A 16373-nucleotide genomic window follows, 5' to 3' on the forward strand; every position below is an offset into this window, starting at 1 on the left:
CCCCATGTCGTTGGTGTCCATGATCAAAGGTCGGAGCGGCGCGAGCGGCTTCGGGTATGCGTCCACGGCCGAAGAGGTCACCCAGGGGCTCGACCTCTCGGGGAAGACGGTGCTCATCACCGGCGTGGGCTCGGGGCTCGGGGCCGAGAGCGCGCGCGTGCTGGCCATGCGTGGGGCCCGCGTGCTGGGCGCGGCCCGCACCAAGGACAAGGCCGCGGAGGCGTGCCGCTCGCTGGGCAACGGGGCCATCCCGCTCGCGTGTGAGCTGTCGGACCCCGCGTCGGTGCGCGCGTGCGTGGCCGAGGTGGTGCAGCTGGGCATCCCGGTGGACGTGCTGCTGTGCAACGCGGGCGTCATGGCGCTGCCCAAGCGCGAGGTGCTGCACGGCCAGGAGCTGCAGTTCCTGACCAACCACATCGGGCACTTCATCTTGGTCACGGGGCTGCTGGGCTCGCTCACGGAGCGCGGCCGCGTGGTCATGCTGTCGAGCGGCGCGCATCACCGCGCGCCCGAGGTGGGCATCGACTTCGACGACCTCACACTGCAGAAGAGCTACAGCCCGTGGGGCGCCTACGGGCAGTCGAAGCTGGCCAACCTGCTGTTCGCCAAGTCGCTCGCCAAGCGCCTGTCGGGCACCAGCCAGACCGCCAACGCGGTGCACCCGGGCGTGATCGCCACCAACCTCTGGCGGCACATGAACGTGGTGGCGCGCGTGGCGGCTCCCGTGGCGGCTGCGGTGGCGATGAAGAACATGGAGCAGGGGGCGGCCACGCAGTGCTACGTGGCCACGCATCCCTCGCTCGCGAGCGTGAGCGGCGAGTACTTCGCGGACTGCAACATCGAGAAGGCCTCGCGCCACGCGCGCAACGAGGCCATGGCCGAGCGGCTCTGGCAGGTCACCGAAGAGATCGTCGCGAAGCTGTAGCGCGAGCTGCGCACTCCCAGCGGGCTAGCGCTTGGCAGGCTTGGGCTTCAGCAAGCCCAGCGCGGCCAGGTGGAGGATGAGCTGCACGAGCTCCACCGCCGACACGCGCACGTCGTGTGCCCGGCGCTGCGGCCCGCGCACCCAGCCCTCTTCGTGCCAGTGGTTGGCCAGCCCCGGGGCGCGCTCGCCCAGGATGGTGAGCGCCACTCCGCCGCTGGTGAGCCGCAGGTAGGCCCCGGCGTCGTGGTCCACCACTTCGTTCTCGTGCGAGAGGCCCGGCGGCGCGGGGCGGCGTTGGATGCGTCGGCCACTCTCCACGCTCGCTGGCAGGGTGAGCACGCGCTGGCCCACGCCGAACACGCCGCGCAGGACCAGCCGCTGCCCGTCCACGTGCAGCTGCGTGCGCAGCTTGCCCTGCGCCTCGAGCACGATGAGAAGGCCGAGCGCCACCGCGGTAATCCCAAGAGGCCCCAGCGCGAGGGGCGGCACCGGCGTGCGCCACGCCATGACGCCCAGCAGGCCTAGAAACCACAGCAGCACCACCGCGACCACGGCCTTCCAGGTGCGCCCGTCGGAACCGCTGAGGGTGAACGCCTGGGTGCCCGGACCAGGCTGCATGCTGACGGGCACGTCGTGCACCTTGTGCAGGTGCCCCGCCAGGTTGGGGGCGTTCACCACGCTGCCGCAGCCCGGGCAGGGGAGCGCGCTCGCGGGGTGCGCCGCAGCGAGCGAGAGAGCCGCTGGCACCACGGCGAGCAGCGACGGGGAGGCGCTCGGGGCCGTCACGCGGGGCTCCGCAGCTGCAGGGTGAGGCGGGCCAAGAAGGCCGCGTCGGCGCTCGGGTCGGAGTCGGCCGCCAGTAGTAGCGCGCCCAGCGTGGCGCTCGCATCCTGCTGCGGAGCGGCCGAGGCAGAGGCCTCGCGCGAGGGTGCAGGCGGCGACGCAGACGGGACGCCGCGGAGGCCATCGAAGAGGCGCGTGAGCCCGACCCACACTCCCGCTCCGCGAGCCGGTGCGCCTGCGCTGAGAGGAGGTGCCACCGGTCCGCTGGGCGCGCCCGTGGGCCGCGCGCTCGGTGCAGGAGCGGGCGCGGGCGGTGCATAGGCAGCTGGCGGAGCCACCTGCGCGCTCTCGGGCGCTGCAGCCCGCGGAGGAGGCGGCATAGGCGCGGGCTGCGCGAGCGGAGCCCCAGGGGCAGCGGGCGCACCAAACGACGGGAGCGCCCCCGAGTAGGCTGGCGCCGCAGCGCCCACCCCGAGCGCGGGGCCTTCGATGGCGTCGCGCATCTTGGTGAGCGCGCGCCCCACACGCATTCGTACGGCCCCAGACTTCACCCCGAAGCTCTCCGCGATCTCGTCGAACGACAGCCCGTGCGCGAAGCGCAGCAGCACCATGGCGCGCTCGCCCTCACTGAGCACGGCCAGCCCCTCGCGGATGTCGGCGCGGCGGGCCATCAGGTCGCTCACCAGCACCTCCTCGGTGTCGGCCACCAGCGGCTCGCGAACGTCGTCCTCGCGCCCGAGGGACCACGGCTGGCGCGCGCTGCGCCGCAGGTGATCGAGGCAGCGGTGCCGCGCGATGGTGAGCAGCCAGGTGCGCGCCGACGCTTCGCCGCGAAACTCCGGCAGCGCGAGGAAAGCCTTGCCGAACGCGTCCTGCGCCAGGTCCTCGGCGGTGCCGCGGTCACGCACGATGGTGGTGCAGAGGTGCAGCACGTCCCGCCCGTGCGCGCGCACCAGCCAGTCGGCGGCGGCGTGCAGGTCACCGCGCTCGAGGTGCCCCTCGAAGCTCTGCGCGCTGGTCTCGGTCATGAGTGCCAGGGCAGTAGACGAAGGAGCCCCACGCTTTGTCACAGGCTTTTTTTCGTGCACCCGGAAAGCGTTGTGATTCCCGGCGAATAGAAGTTTTCTTCGCCGCGTGCGTGACACGCCGAGCGGGGCCTCGTCAGGCATGGAGAAAGGAACACTCCGCCATGACCTCCTCGCCCATGAACGTTCGCATCGCCGGCAACACCCTCCAGATGGGGGCCCTGACCATCACCTTCCACCGCACGCTGCGCATCCCCGACAACGGCCGTCAGTACCCGCTGCCGCCTTCGCTGGGCGCGTTCCCGCTGCGCCACGTGGAGGACTACAAAGACCGCGTGCCCGAGAACTGGCGCGAGCGCGGCGGGGTGTTCCTGCCCATGTACCAGCGCGAGGCCATGTGGATCTCGTTCAACGGGCCCGCACACCAGCCGCGCGCCGTGCAGGTGGCCGTGGGCAAGGTCTGCGCGCTGACCGGGAAGCCGTGGTCCAACACGCTGGGCGACCCGAGCCAGAAGGGCGGCCAGAACTACCTGGTGACGCCGCCGCAGCCATGGCTGGACGGCATCTGCGCGGGGCACGGCACCATCAAGCAGTTCGTGGCCATGCCGCTGGGCACCGGCGTCACGGTGGAGGGCCAGGTGACCGGCGAAGAGAGCGTGGGTGGGCTGCAGTTGCAGGTGTTCGACCCCAAGCCTGGGCGCTTTCCGGATGCGCCGCCGCCGCCGCCCTTCCCGCGCGCTCCCGCCATGGGCTTCCCGGACTCCGGCTCGTTCGGCCCGCCCTTGGCGTACGGCATGGCCGGAGCCATCCCGCCTCCCATGTACGCCCCGGCCCCCTGCGCCGCGCCCGCCCCACGTCAGCAGGCCACCATGGGCCTCGCCGCGGGCGGCAAGATGCAGCAGAAGCTCTACCCGGACCCGCACGGCCGAGACACCTGGGACCTCACCCAGAGCGGGCGCTGCTTCGTGCACCTCTGCAACAGCGAGCTGTACAGCGCCATCACGGGTGAGCCCGCGCCCGCGTCGCCCGTGGACGCCAACAGCTACAAGGCGCACGGCTTCCCGTGGTTCCAGCTGTACGACGAGGGCGCGCCCGCGCTGGACACCACGCCCACGCTGGCCGGGGTGAAGAGCCTGGGCGAGCTGGACGCGGAGCACGGCGCCCCGCCCGAGGCCGTGAACGAGTCCATCTTCGGCAAGATGAAGCGGTTGGTGCGCGACGGCGTGTGGTGACGCTGCACCTTCGAGCCGCGCGGCGGCTCAGTGCTCGCGTGTGGGGGCCGAAGGTGGCGCCGACGCAAGCGGGGTGAGCGCCACCACCACCAGCCACAGCAGGATCAACAGCGTGACCACCTTCTGGATGGCGGGCACGCCCACGCCATAGGCGGGCCCACCCACCAGCTCGGCCACGTACTGCGCGAAGTGCAGCAGCGCGCCCACGAACACCACGCGGGTGAGCACGCGCAGGCCGTGTGCCGGCGGCGTGGCCCGAGCCGCCCCGCGCACCACCGCAACGCTCGCGAGCGCCAGCGCGAGCAGCGCGGGCACGGCGGAGACCCCGATCACCAGGAAGTGCAGACGGCCGAAGCGGTCGGCCGGCATGAGCGGGATGGCCAGCATGCCCAGACACGCGATGCCGCTGAGCGCGCGCGTGGCACGGCGCGGGCGTTGGCCTTCGAACCACGCGCTCGCGCACCACAGCCCGGCGAAGATGGCCAGCACCACCGCGAGCGCGCCCACCTGCGCGAGCTGCGCGCCCACCGCGTGGTCCTCGCCGTTGAGGGCCTGCGAGCGGTAGAGGTCGCACCAGTAGTTGCCGAAGAACGCGTAGCCCTCACTGCTGCGGTCGGCCTGCGTCCCGCCGGGGTAGCGCAGCGCCGACACGCCCGTGAGCAACAGGAAGCCGAGGACGCCGCCCACGGTCAGCGCACGCGCAGCCTTCACGGGAGGGCGCTCATGGCTGGAAGCGCGCTTCGCCGAGCGCACGCAGCCAGGGCTCGAGCGGGGCGCCCGCGCGGCTCACCACCGACACGTGCGTGAAGAGGTGATCGTCCACCGGCTGCATGAGCTCGAGGCGCACGGTGCTGGGCGAGGTCTCCGTGCGGTAGAAGCTGGCCGCGGCCCCGAAGAGCGGGTGGGACTCGGTCACGGGCGAGGTGGCCATGTTGGCGGGGTGCCCGCCGAAGTAGAGGAAGCCGCTGACGCTGGGGCTGCCGAGGGGCAGCAGGTCGTAGTAGCGGTGCACCTGATAGTCGGGCCCCGGCTGCGAGACCACCACGCCCCGCGCGGGCAGCGTCATGTGTAGCGTGCGGCTACCGGCCCAGAGCGCCACGCGTTGGCCCACCTCGAGCGCGCGAGTGCCGGCTTGCAGCGTGCGGGCCGAGCGCAGGGCGAGCCCCAGGCAAGCGTCGCGCCCACCGCGCGCCGCGCGCGGGTTCACGTAGAACGAGAGCACCTGCAGCGTGCGGTCGGGGGAGATCACGTAGAGCGTGAGCACCCGCACCGCCTCGCCGGTGGTGTCGAGCGCGCGCGGCACCACGCGCAGCGCCTCCACGCCCTCGCCCAGCACGTCGTGGCGCGTCACGTCGCTGTCCGGGAAGTTCTCGGCAGCGTCGGCGCGCACCTGCGCCACGATGTCCGGCCCGGCCGTGACGAACAGCTCGTGAGCCATGATGACCATCTTCTCGCCGTCGCGGTCCAGGAACAGCCGCGACTCCGCGCGCTCGGGCTCGGGGGCGCCCATGACGTTCCACGCGCGCGGCTCGGCGATTGCCCCGGCTAGCGGACGGATGGTGAGCCGGTTGTCCAGCACGGACGTGGGCGGGCCGAGCGGCAGCCGACCCATGGCGCCACAGCCGAAGCGCGCGTCCTCGGCAGGGCTAGGGACGCTGGGGGCAGGCACCTCGCTGGCCGCGGCCAACACGCCATGCGCCGCGAGGGCCGGTGCCGCGTGGACCGTGGGCGGATCCACCGGGGGCGTGGGGCTGCCCGCCGAGGAGGTGTCGCTCGGCTCGCCCTCTGCTGGCTCGGTTGCGGCGCCGGCCGCGCTGCCCTCGGACTCACGCTGCGAGGCGGACCCACCGCCGCACGACGCGCACGCCATGAGCAGCAGCAGGCCCGCGAGCCAGGTGCGTGACAGCACCCGCGTCACCCTGCGGCTCCCAGCACTTCGGCGATGAAGTGCACAAGCGACAGCTGCTCACGCAGGTCCGTGTCCGCCGTCTCGGCGTGGCGCAGCGCGGGGCTGATGAGCAGGCGCGTGCCCTCGGGCAGCTCGGAGGCCAGGTGCAGGCCCTCGGTGGGCGGCACGATGGGGTCCTCGGCGCCGTGCAGCACCATCACCGGCACGCGGAGGTCGCGCAGGCGGCCCGCGGGGGAGGCCTGCTCGAAAGTCTCACGGCGGTCCGCCAGCAGGCTGCGCAGGCCGGGCGCGAGCGGTGTGGGCCGCGAAGGCGCACGCGCCTCGCGCAGCACCGCGCGCGCCTCGGGAGACAGCGCCGCCGCGCGCGCGTTGGCCTCGCGCCAGTGGTCGTGAAGCGCGAGGTCCAGCGCCTCGCCGGCCGCCTGGGCCTCGGCCGCCGGGAAGAAGCGCGCCGGGTCGGCATGCACCAAGAGGCCCACGCCATAGGGGTGCGGCGTGTGCGTGACGGTCTCGCCACCCGGGCCACGTGCGGCCTCGCCCGCGAACCAGCGCACCACGCGCGTGAGGTCGTGGTGGGCGCCCACGGGCACCACGAAGGCGAAGGCGTCGGGGTCTGCGCTGGCCGCGCGCAGCGCCAAGCCCCCGGCGAACGAGATGGCCATCACGCCGAGCGGCCCGCGCCCCTCGCGCTGCGTGAGCGCGCGCATGGTCTCGCTCAGCTCCGGCGCCGTGCGTGGGTCCAGCGACAGGGCCTTGAGGCGCGGCTGGTCGGGCGTGTGCACCACCACGCCCGCGGCCGCCAGCGCGCTGGCCAGCGCCACCAGGCGCGGCTCGTCGAAGCCGAGCGGGTGCATGCCGTGCGCCAGCACCAGCTGCTGCCCTGTGGCGCGCGCGGGGCGATAGGTGCGCATGGGCCGGCCGGCCACGTGGCCCTGCTCCACGTCGAACGGCGTGACGCGGTAGCCCGCCACCCAGGCCGTGACCCCGGTGGCTTCAGACACGTCGCCAAAGCGCAGCAGCGCGCCAGCCGCGCGCAGGTGACGGTCGGCTTCGAGCCCCAGCGCGAGCAAGGCCACCAGCACCACCACGGCAAGCAGCGCACGGAGAACGCGACGGCGGGGGTTCGGGGCCGCGCTCGTCCTGCCTGGCTCGACCTCGTTGGTCACGCCGCCATCAAAGCCTGCCGATCCAGGGTCGTCAATGGTGGTAGCGTGCGCGCCATGGCCGAGAGCAGCGCGCTCGTGCTGGCGTACGTGGTGGAGATCCTCGTGATCCTGGGCGCCACGCTGAGCCTCTTGGGCTGGCTGCGCAGCCGCACGCGCGTGTCGTATCGCATCGCGGCGCTGGGGGCGCTGGGCTTCATCCTGTCTCAGGTGGTGCACCTGCCGCTCAACCTGGGGCTGGGTCGGCTACTGCCGAGCGCGCCGGGGCAGCTGTGGATCAGCGCGCTCGCCCTCGGCCTGAGCGCCGGGCTGTGCGAAGAGCTCACGCGCTACGCCCTGCTGCGCACGCTGGCCAAGGGCGTGCGTCACGAGGGCTCGGCGCTGATGCTCGGCGCGGGGCACGGCGGCATCGAGGCGCTGATCATCGCGGGCATGGCCACGCTCGGGCTCGTGAACCTGCTGGTGCTGGGCAACGACCCGAGCGCGTTCCTGAGCGGACTCGGCCCCCGCGAGCGCGCCGAGGCGCTGGTGGAGATCGCGGCGCTGCAGGACATCCCCGCGTTCCTGCCCCTGGTCGCGGCGCTCGAGCGCCTGATGGTGCTGCCCTTCCACTTGGCAGCCACGCTGCTGGTGACGCTGGGCGTAGTGCGCCGTGACCTGCGCTACGTGCTGGCGGCGGTGCTGTTCCACGCGCTGCTGGACGCGCCCACGGTGTGGCTGTTGTGGCACCACGGGGGGCTGGCTGCCGAGGTGTGGGTGTTCGCGATGATGGTGCTGAGCCTCACGCTACTGTGGGCGCTGGGACGCGCGCTGCCGCGGGTGGACACGGACGCCACCCCGCGCCCCGAGCCCTCTGGCGCGCCGGTGGAGCTGGTGGGCGCCAGCAAGCGCTACGGAGCGCACGTGCTCGCCTTGCGAAGCGCCTCGCTGAGCATCGAACCGGGTACCCGCACGTGCCTGCTGGGGCCCAACGGCGCCGGCAAGACCACCGCCATCCGCATGCTGACGGGCGCCATCGCCACGAGCGCGGGGCACGCCTTCTTGTTCGGGCGCGAGAGCGAGGACCCCGACTTCCTGGCCGCGAAGCGCAAGCTGGGCGTGGTGCCGCAGCTGCCGGGCATGTACGACGACCTGAGCGTGCGGGCGTGGCTCGAGCTCGTGCGCGACCTGTACGGCAGCGGCGACCTCGACGTGGTGGCCGCCGAGCTGGGCCTCACGCCGTTGCTGGAGCGCCCCATGGGCAAGCTCTCGGGGGGGCAGAAGCGGCGCGTGAGCGTGGCGGCCGCCGTCATCGCGCAGCCCGAGTTGCTGCTGCTGGACGAGCCCACCGCGGGGCTCGACCCCGTGGCCACGCGCGAGGTGCTGGACTACCTGAGCGCGCTGTCGCCCGCGCACACCATCCTGCTCTGCACGCACGACCTGGCCGAGGCCGAACGCCTGTGCGACCGCGTGGTGGTGATGAGCGGTGGCCGTGTGTTGGTGCACGAAGCCATCGAGACGCTGCGGGGGCGCGTGGCGCCCACCCTCTCGCTGCGCCTCTTGCAGGGCGGCGAACGCGCCGAGGCCGTGCTCCAGGCGGCGGGCTGGTCATGCACGCGTGAGGGGGCGGCGTGGGTGGTGCCCGCGCCGCACCCGGAGGCCGACGCGCCGCGGGTGCTGCGCGCACTCTTGGAAGCCGGTGTGGACGTGCTGGAGTGCCGCGTAGTGCGGCCCACGCTCGAAGACCTCTTCCTCGACATCGTGGCGAGCTCCACGAAGCCGGACCCGAGCGCCATGACGCAGGGCCTCGATGCGGACGTGCTGTCCACGCTGGAGCCGCTCTCTCCGCCCTTCCCGCTGCGCGATCTGCTGGGCGCGGCGACCAAGCGTCTGATGGCGAAGGAGTGGCGGCAGCTGCGCGCGAGCGGGGCCGCGTTCTGGACCAGTCTGTTGGTCCCCGTCCTGATGCTGCTGCTCATCCCGCAGACCTTCGTCCTCGCGGTCGCGAACAACCCGCCGGAGGCACCCAATGAAGCGTCCCCCATCTCGTTCGGGCTGCTCGCCGACATCGTGAGCGACCCCACGCGCCTCGGCGTGGCCTTTCTGCCCCTCTTCATCACCCTCTCGGCGTTGATTGCGCCCACCTCGCTGATCACGCACTCCATCGTGCAAGAGCGTGAGACGCGCACGCTCGAGCTGCTGGTGGCGCTGCCCGTGCGCATCCAGCAGGTGATCGCTGCCAAGCTGGCCACCGCCTACCTCGCCGCCATGGGGGTGTGCGGGGCGTGCCTGCTGGTGCTGTGCGTGGAGCTGCTGGTCTTCGGGCTGGCGGATGTCCTCGAGCTGGTGGCGCTCGTGGTGCTGTTGGCGTCGGCCACCGCCTACGCCACCGCCGCGTCGTTGCTCGTGGCCCTGCTGGCCAAAGACTTCCGCACCGCCAACAACCTGGCGGGCGCGGTGATCGGGCCGGCCATCGTGTTGGTCATGGTGGGCATGCTGGTGATCTCTGGAGTCGTGCTGCGGCCTCTGGCGCTCTCGCTGCTCTTCGCGCTGGGCGCCCTGGTGATCGGTCGGGCGGCCCTGCGGGCAGCCACCTTCGAGCGGCTGCTGGAGTAGCCGGCGCGGGCTCCGACTGGCAGGCACGTGGCGCGTCTGACAGGGTTCGCGTCCCCCCTGAGCGCGGTCGAAGAGGCCGCGACCCACGCCGTGACCGACTCGACCTCCTTCTCTCTCGACGTCCTGCAGGTGCTGCCGAGCATCGCCATCGGCGCCTTTGCCAACGTGCACCTCTGCGACTACCGCGGGGAGCTCACACTGGAGGCGCTCGAGGCTGCCAACCAGCACCACCGCAACCTCATGACGCGCTTCCCACGCACCTTCGTGCTGGGGCAGGCCCGCCCCAACCTGCCGCTCCCCGTGAGCCAGGTCCGGCAGCGCGCGGCGGTGTTGATCGAAGAGAACCGCACGCACGTGGAGGGCTCGGCGCTGGTGGTGGACGGGACTGGGTTCTGGGCCAGCGCGGCACGCAGCGTGATGACCGCGTCGTTCGCCATCGCACGGCAGCCGTATCCGTCGAAGTGCTTCGCCACGGGTGTGGAAGCGGGCACGTGGCTGGCGACGTTGCCTGCCGGTCACGGCCTCGGCCCGGCCCAGGTGGCGAGCGCCCTCGCGCAGCTCAGCGCCGCGGCGTAGCACCTCTCACTCGGCCAGCACCCACGGTGACAGACGCTGCACCACGTCTGCGAGCTGACGCTTCACGCGAACGTAGCGCGCCACGCTGGCCGCGGCGCTGATGAAGCCCACCACGCACGCGATGACCACCCACTTCACGTGCTCGTCCGGGATGTCCGGCAGCACCAACGGCGAGAGCAGCGCCAGCGGCGCCGCGAGGGCGCTGGGCAGGAAGCGACGCAGCTGAGTACGCGCGTGCGCTTCGAGGGCGGTCAGCGCTCGCGCTCCGAGGTCGCTCGGGGCCGCGTCTCGGTAGTCCCCGGCCGCCCGCTCGCCATCGAACCGCGGCAGGCGCAGCTCGAGAGCAAAGCGCGCTAGCTTCACGACCGGCGCCTCGAGCGTCTTGCTGAGCTTGAGGGCCCGGTCGCGATTTCCCTCGTTCAGCAACCGCACCACCACATCCAGGAACATCTGGGCGTTGACCATCAGGCTGAGCGCCGCGTGGGTGTTCACCGCCAGCACCACCAGCGCAGGCAGGGCGGCTGCGGCCACGAGGAGCAGAGAGCGGTCAGGCATGCCCGAGCGTACCCATTCTGGGTAGATGCGTACCCCAGTTGATCAAGAATTTCGTGCATCTGTCCCAATGTCGGGACGAAAAATTGGTGAATTTAAAAACACATTCTTGGATCGTCTGATATTGTACCGAATGTGCACACGGCGCGTATGGAGCCGGCACATCACCCCCCTCCATCACTGATGCGGCACGTGGATACCGAGACCAATACGTCTCAGTTTCGCGATAGACCTCTTTTGTGATGAGGACATCACTAGGGAGACATCATGGGTACATCCAGTGCACTGACACCCCGTTCGGGGTCTCCAGCGTTGTATGGCGTGGACTGCCTCGAGCAGATGGTGGAGCAGGAGGTGCGTTCCTGGTATCGCACATTCTACTACTGGTCGCGCGGGCTCTGTCCACGAGAAGACAGTGGAGCGATCCCCATCTTCAATTCACTTTCTGACGACTTTCGCGTGCTGCTCACGAGCGGAATCATGATGAACAAGTCAGAGTACTGGGAGAGGCTTCTCTCCTTACATGGTGTCAGGCGCGGTGACCCTCCGTCCCAGATCGTGAACCTCGAGATGGTGCGCGTGGAGCGGGACCACGTGCTGGTGACGTTCGACCTGTTCAAGCGCGGCGTGCTCAAGAAGAAGGTGGACACGGCCCTCATGCGGCGGGCGGTGGACAAGCCGGGCGGCGTGGCGTGGGTCTACGTGCACGAGAGCGACCACACCCTCGGGGCCGAGCCCGTCATTCGACGCACGCAAAGCGGCGCCCTGGTGACCGGCTAGGCCCATGACCAACCCAACGGAAGAAGGGAACAAGCACCCATGGTGACGGTAGAGAACAGAATCGGACGCCTGATCGAGGTCCGCCAGACGGGCAAGGTCACGATCGAGGAACTGCAGGAGAGCTTCCCCGTTTTCCAGCGCATCCTGTCGTCCTCCCCTCAGCGCTACGTCATGGCCACCGACTGGCGCGGCATGCGCGTGCTGGACGCGAAGACCTCGGAGGCCCTGCTGGGCATCATGCGGTCCAAGAACGACCGCATCGAGCGGCAGATGTTGGTGATGGACCCGTCGGCCGTGATGGGCCTGCAGGTGCGGCGGCTGTTCAAGGACGCGGGTGGCGAGACGCGCGCCGTGTTCGAGTCGGCCGACCTGGCGCGTGGCTGGCTGGAGCCTGCGCTCACGCCCCTCGAGGTGGCCTCGCTCAAGCGGTTTCTCACGGCGGGCATCGCCGCCTGACGAGGCCTCGGTGACGACCCCTACCTACCTGCTGGAGTGGGTGCGCGCGGGGCCGACCGCCTCGCGCTCATCCACGACATCTACGGACCCACGAGCCGGCGCGTGCTCTCGCAGGTGGATCTGCGCGGCAAGCGCGTGCTGGAGCTGGCCTGCGGGACCGGCACCATGACGCGCTTCCTGGCTAAAGAGGTGGGCCCCAACGGCTGTGTGGTGGGCCTGGACTCGAGCGAGGCCCAGCTGAGCGCCGCACGCGCGCGCTGCGCCGACCTGCCCAACGTGGAGTGGTTGCGCGGCGACGCCAGCGACACGGACCTGCCCCACGGCGCCTTCGACGTGGTCTACCTGCGGCTCCTGCTCATGCACGTGCCCGAGCCGTTGCGCGTGTTGCTGCACGCGCACGACTTGCTGCGCCCCGGTGGCGTGATCGTCTGCGAGGAGGCCGCCGTGGACAGCACCTTCACGGACCCACCCGTGCCCGAGCAGCGCGAGCTACACACCCTGGCCAACCAGATGGCGTGCGGCCGGGGCTGTGACTTCAACGTGGCGCGGCGCCTGGCCTCCCTGGTGCACGCCGCCGGCTTCATCCGAGTGGTGCCCAGCGCCCACCAGCCGGTCTACGTGAGCGGCCCCGAGAAGCAGCTGGAGGTGGCCAGCTTTGCCGAGGCGCTGACCCACTGGCGCGATGCGTCGGCCGTGACACGAGCGCGTGGGCAGGCCGTGGTGGACGCGCTGCGCGCGGCGACGCTGGATGACGAGTGCGCCTACGGGCTGAGCATGATGATGCAGGTGCGCGCCCAGAGGCCCCTGAGCTGAGGCCATGCTGAGCCTGTACGGAACGGTCCGGCTGCTGCACCTCGCGTCCATGGCGGTGTGGCTGGGCGCGGGGCTGCTGGCACCAGACGACGTGCGCGAGAGCGTTCTGCGTGGCGCCTCGGGCATCGACGCGCTCATGCCTCGGCTACGGCGCACGGCCCGTGTGATGAACGCCTCGGCGTACGGAACGGTCGCCTCGGGCCTCGGGCTGATCACGCTCGGGCGGGGCTGGGCGACTCCCGCCCGCATCTGGTGCGGCCTGGGGCTCACGTTGGTCGCCATCGGCATCGGAAGGGTGCTGATCCGCCCCGCCGTCGGCGCCCTCGTCGGGGCGCGCGCCACGCTCGACGCCCTGCCCGCTCACGCCCGGGCGCAGCTAGCGCGGCGCTTCGCCCTCGCCGTGAGGGCCGAGGACGCCGTGCGTGCCATGGTACTGGTGGTCATGCTCGCCTGAACCTCCCACCGCCGGCGGGCGGCCATCATGCAGGAACGATGCGCGCCCTCCCGGGGCCTGCTAGCGTCCCGCGCATGTGCGGCATTGTCGGATACATCGGTGACGAATCTTCGGCTCCCATCCTGCTCGACGGCCTGCGGCGCCTCGAGTACCGCGGCTACGACTCGGCGGGCCTGGCCATCCACAGCCCGAGCGGGATCCAGGTGGTGCGCGCCGTGGGCAAGCTGCGCAACCTGGAGCGGGCCCTCGAAGAGCGGCCGCTCGCGGGCACGGTGGGCATCGGCCACACGCGCTGGGCCACGCACGGGCGCCCGAGCGAGGTGAACGCGCACCCGCACGTCGCGGGCCCGGTGGCCGTGGTGCACAACGGCATCATCGAGAACCACGTGGCCCTGCGCGCCGAGCTGCGCGCGGCCGGCTGCGAGATCCTCTCGGACACCGACACCGAGCTGGTGGCCCACCTGGTGCGGCGCGAGGTGGACGGCGGGCAGAACCTCGAGACGGCCGTGCGCCGCTCGCTCGCGCGCCTGCACGGGGCCTACGCCATCGCGGTGCTGTCCAGCCTCGAGCCCGGGCGCATCGTGGTGGCCAAGCACTCGTCGCCGCTGGTGCTGGGCATTGGCGAGGGCGCCACCTACTGCGCCAGCGACGTGCCGGCGCTGCTGCCCTACACGCGCAACATGCTGTTCATGGAGGATGGCGAGATGGCCGTGCTCGAGGCCAGCGGCGTGACGGTCACCACGGTGGCCGGTGCCCCGGTGCACCGCGCCGTGCAGCGCATCGACTGGTCGCCCGCCATGGCCGAGAAGGCCGGCTACAAGCACTTCATGTTGAAAGAGATCTTCGAGCAGCCGCGGGCCCTCGAGGACACCTTCCGCGGGCGCCTCGACCGTGAAGCCGGCGACATCCACAGCGCCGAGGTGGGCCTCACCGACGCGGACGCGAAGGCCATCAAGCGCGTGGTGCTCTTGGCGTGCGGCACTAGCCACCACGCCGCCATGGCGGGGCGCTACTGGCTCGAGTCGCTGGCGCGCATCCCCACCGTGGTGGAGCTGGCCAGCGAGTTCCGCGGGCGCGACGCCGTGGTGGGCGAAGGCGACCTGATCATCGCCGTCAGCCAGTCGGGCGAGACGCTGGACACGCTGGTGGCCGCCAAGGAGGCCAAGCAGAAGGGCGCCAAGGTGCTGGCCATCGCCAACGTCATCGGCAGCGCCATCCCGCGCATGGCCGACGCCACCTTCTACACGCACGCCGGCCCCGAGATCGGCGTGGCCTCCACCAAGTGCTTCAGCGCCCAGCTGGCGAATCTGGTCATGTTCGCCATCTGGTTGGGGCGGCGGCGCGAGGCCTTGTCGCCCGAGCGCACGCGCGAGCTGGTGGAGGCGCTGGCGCGCATCCCGCAGCACATGGCCGACACGCTCAACGGCACCCGACAGCTGGTGGCCAACCTGGCGCGCCGCTACATGGAGGCGCGTGACGTGCTCTTCCTGGGCCGCGGCCTGAGCTTCCCCATCGCGCTCGAGGGCGCGCTCAAGCTCAAGGAAATCAGCTACGTGCACGCCGAGGGCTACGCCGCCGGCGAGATGAAGCACGGCCCCATCGCGTTGATCGACTCGCACGTCCCGGTGCTGGTGCTGGTCCCGCGCGACGACAACTACGAGCGCTCGCTCAGCAACCTGCAAGAGGCCAAGGCGCGCGAGGCCATGGTCATCGCGATTGCGAACGAGGGCGACGCCGACGCGCGCGACGCGGCCGACGACCTGATCGAGATCGCGGCGGTGGACCCGCAGCTGACGCCGTTCATGACGGTGCTGCCGCTGCAGCTCTACGCGTACTACGTGGCCGACTACAAGGGCACGGACGTGGACCAGCCGCGCAACCTGGCGAAGACCGTCACGGTGGAGTGACCGCGGGCAAAGACGCGCGGTCGCAGGCCGCTCGGCTCTGCCGGGGCGCCTGAGGGTCCCCGTTTACGTCGCGTCAGAGAATCTGAACGGTTTGCGGCGAGGACGCGAGGCACTAGACGACTGCGGTCACGGGACCGGCGCCGTCGAGGGCGCGCCGGCGGGCGCCACCCACAACGCCGCAGCTAGTACGTGCATCGCAGCGTCGTAGGACGGTCCGGCCGCTGCATCACCCGCGCCGGTGCCCGCCGCCGCCGTCGCTGCACCGCGTGCCTTCGCTCTCAACTACGAGCGCCGGGACCCGAGCGCGGGCCCGCTGCTGGCTGGGCGGGCCCAAGCTGGCCGCCGGGTGGGGCGAAGTGCCCGAGCGCGCGCCGCGGGATCGCGTGGCCCTGCGCATGCGGCTCGCGCTCCCGGCGGAGCCTCCTCCGGACTCGTTGACGGGCGTGTTCGTGTCGAGCAGCAAGTAGCACCGCTACGCGGGTATTCACGGCGTGACTGGGCTGCCCAGGTTGGCGGGGCAACGTGCCGTCACCGCGTGCGGCAGCTCCACCCACGCGGTGTGTCCGCCGAAGCGCACGCACCAGGTGCGCGGTGCTCGCGCGCTGCGGGGCGGCGCACCCGCGAAGAGCGCTTGCGCGGGGCCAGCAAAGACCGGTGGGCCCGGCGCCTGCGACTCGACGCGTCGCTCGCGCGCAGACGAGGGGACCTCAACGGAGCACGTCGCTTCGTCGGCAACGAAGGCAGCCGCCTGTTCGGACCAGCAGCTAGCTGACACCCACGTGCCCGACGCGTCGAGCCGGAGAAACTTCCGGATCTCGCCCGGCACCAATGCAGGGTCAGCGCCCGCAGCGACGACCTCGATGCCTCGCGGATCCACGACGCGAAGCGTGTAGCGAGCCGCGAACGGAGACATCTCCTGGAACACGAGCTGCGGATCCCTCCGGGCGCCACCGCAAAGAGCTGGAGCACGCCCTGTCGCATCTGGGCCATGCCGTTGTCGGCGAACACGACGAGCAACGCGCCCGTTGGCAGGGGCAACGCCGGGCCGCAGCGAGTGAGCCCCGGGGCAGTTCCGAGAGGTGCGGGGAGCACGTCCACGCGCACAGCATCCCCGCTGGTGCGCGCCAGGACGCAGCCCACGTCGGTGCCAGCATGAAAGATGGAGTCAGGAGAGCCGTCCCCGTCCACGTCCACCGTCTCGGC

At 71.5% G+C, this 16373-nt stretch carries 17 protein-coding genes; 10 read left to right on the forward strand and 7 right to left on the reverse strand.

What is annotated here, in order from left to right:
* Positions 1-4: 4 nt before the first annotated feature.
* Complete coding sequence (locus IPI43_07625) at positions 5-925, forward strand: SDR family NAD(P)-dependent oxidoreductase (protein ID MBK7773997.1); 921 nt, start codon at positions 5-7, stop codon at positions 923-925.
* A gap of 24 nt (positions 926-949) precedes the next feature.
* Here IPI43_07625 and IPI43_07630 read toward each other — a convergent pair whose 3' ends face one another.
* Together IPI43_07630 and IPI43_07635 are read right to left on the reverse strand one after the other, a co-directional pair.
* The gene (locus tag IPI43_07630) at positions 950-1711 is read right to left on the reverse strand and encodes a hypothetical protein (GenBank protein MBK7773998.1); all 762 of its coding nucleotides are present in this window, start codon (positions 1709-1711) and stop codon (positions 950-952) included.
* Positions 1708-2736, reverse strand: a complete 1029-nt coding sequence (locus IPI43_07635; GenBank protein ID MBK7773999.1) for an RNA polymerase sigma factor — start codon at positions 2734-2736, stop codon at positions 1708-1710. The genes IPI43_07630 and IPI43_07635 overlap by 4 nt, the downstream gene beginning before the upstream one ends.
* A gap of 176 nt (positions 2737-2912) precedes the next feature.
* On the opposite strand from IPI43_07635, the gene IPI43_07640 reads away from it, so the two are divergent.
* Positions 2913-3965: a hypothetical protein gene (locus IPI43_07640; protein MBK7774000.1), complete on the forward strand. Its 1053-nt coding sequence runs from the start codon at positions 2913-2915 to the stop codon at positions 3963-3965.
* 27 nt (positions 3966-3992) lie between these two features.
* On the opposite strand, the gene IPI43_07645 is transcribed toward IPI43_07640, so the two are convergent.
* From IPI43_07645 to IPI43_07655, 3 genes are read right to left on the reverse strand one after another with little or no spacing between them, the layout of a single operon-like run.
* Entirely contained in the window at positions 3993-4676 is a 684-nt protein-coding gene (locus IPI43_07645; protein ID MBK7774001.1) for a hypothetical protein, read from the reverse strand.
* A 10-nt stretch (positions 4677-4686) separates the two neighbouring features.
* Positions 4687-5883 carry a hypothetical protein gene (locus IPI43_07650; protein ID MBK7774002.1) on the reverse strand — a complete coding sequence of 399 codons (1197 nt, stop codon included), beginning with the start codon at positions 5881-5883 and terminating at the stop codon, positions 4687-4689.
* On the reverse strand, positions 5880-7040 hold the full coding sequence (locus IPI43_07655; protein ID MBK7774003.1) for an alpha/beta hydrolase: 1161 nt from the start codon (positions 7038-7040) through the stop codon (positions 5880-5882). Before IPI43_07655 ends, IPI43_07650 begins: the two co-directional genes overlap by 4 nt.
* A gap of 54 nt (positions 7041-7094) precedes the next feature.
* Here IPI43_07655 and IPI43_07660 point away from each other — a divergent pair, with 54 nt between their 5' ends.
* Positions 7095-9632: a YhfC family intramembrane metalloprotease gene (locus IPI43_07660; protein MBK7774004.1), complete on the forward strand. Its 2538-nt coding sequence runs from the start codon at positions 7095-7097 to the stop codon at positions 9630-9632.
* Positions 9633-9722: 90 nt separating this feature from the next.
* Positions 9723-10208, forward strand: coding sequence for a hypothetical protein (locus tag IPI43_07665; GenBank protein ID MBK7774005.1), 486 nt, complete (start codon positions 9723-9725; stop codon positions 10206-10208).
* 6 nt (positions 10209-10214) lie between these two features.
* On the opposite strand, the gene IPI43_07670 is transcribed toward IPI43_07665, so the two are convergent.
* Positions 10215-10763: a hypothetical protein gene (locus IPI43_07670; GenBank protein MBK7774006.1), complete on the reverse strand. Its 549-nt coding sequence runs from the start codon at positions 10761-10763 to the stop codon at positions 10215-10217.
* 477 nt (positions 10764-11240) lie between these two features.
* On the opposite strand from IPI43_07670, the gene IPI43_07675 reads away from it, so the two are divergent.
* The 6 genes from IPI43_07675 to IPI43_07700 all read left to right on the forward strand — a co-directional run bounded on the left by IPI43_07675 (position 11241) and on the right by IPI43_07700 (position 15637).
* The gene (locus IPI43_07675; protein MBK7774007.1) at positions 11241-11540 is read left to right on the forward strand and encodes a hypothetical protein; all 300 of its coding nucleotides are present in this window, start codon (positions 11241-11243) and stop codon (positions 11538-11540) included.
* Positions 11541-11579: 39 nt separating this feature from the next.
* The gene (locus IPI43_07680) at positions 11580-11996 is read left to right on the forward strand and encodes a hypothetical protein (GenBank protein ID MBK7774008.1); all 417 of its coding nucleotides are present in this window, start codon (positions 11580-11582) and stop codon (positions 11994-11996) included.
* Positions 11997-12032: 36 nt separating this feature from the next.
* Entirely contained in the window at positions 12033-12809 is a 777-nt protein-coding gene (locus tag IPI43_07685; protein MBK7774009.1) for a methyltransferase domain-containing protein, read from the forward strand.
* Between the two features lie 4 nt (positions 12810-12813).
* Entirely contained in the window at positions 12814-13263 is a 450-nt protein-coding gene (locus IPI43_07690; GenBank protein ID MBK7774010.1) for a hypothetical protein, read from the forward strand.
* 74 nt (positions 13264-13337) lie between these two features.
* A complete protein-coding gene (gene glmS / locus IPI43_07695) occupies positions 13338-15170 on the forward strand; it encodes a glutamine--fructose-6-phosphate transaminase (isomerizing) (protein MBK7774011.1) in 1833 nt (610 codons plus the stop codon).
* 266 nt (positions 15171-15436) lie between these two features.
* Positions 15437-15637, forward strand: a complete 201-nt coding sequence (locus IPI43_07700) for a hypothetical protein (GenBank protein ID MBK7774012.1) — start codon at positions 15437-15439, stop codon at positions 15635-15637.
* Between the two features lie 17 nt (positions 15638-15654).
* Here the strand turns inward: IPI43_07700 and IPI43_07705 are convergent, their stop codons facing one another.
* Positions 15655-16047, reverse strand: coding sequence for a hypothetical protein (locus IPI43_07705; GenBank protein MBK7774013.1), 393 nt, complete (start codon positions 16045-16047; stop codon positions 15655-15657).
* Positions 16048-16373: the final 326 nt, after the last annotated feature.

The organism is Sandaracinaceae bacterium, from assembly GCA_016706685.1.
In the GTDB taxonomy this organism is placed as follows: Bacteria; Myxococcota_A; Polyangia; order Polyangiales; family Houyiibacteriaceae; genus JADJJE01.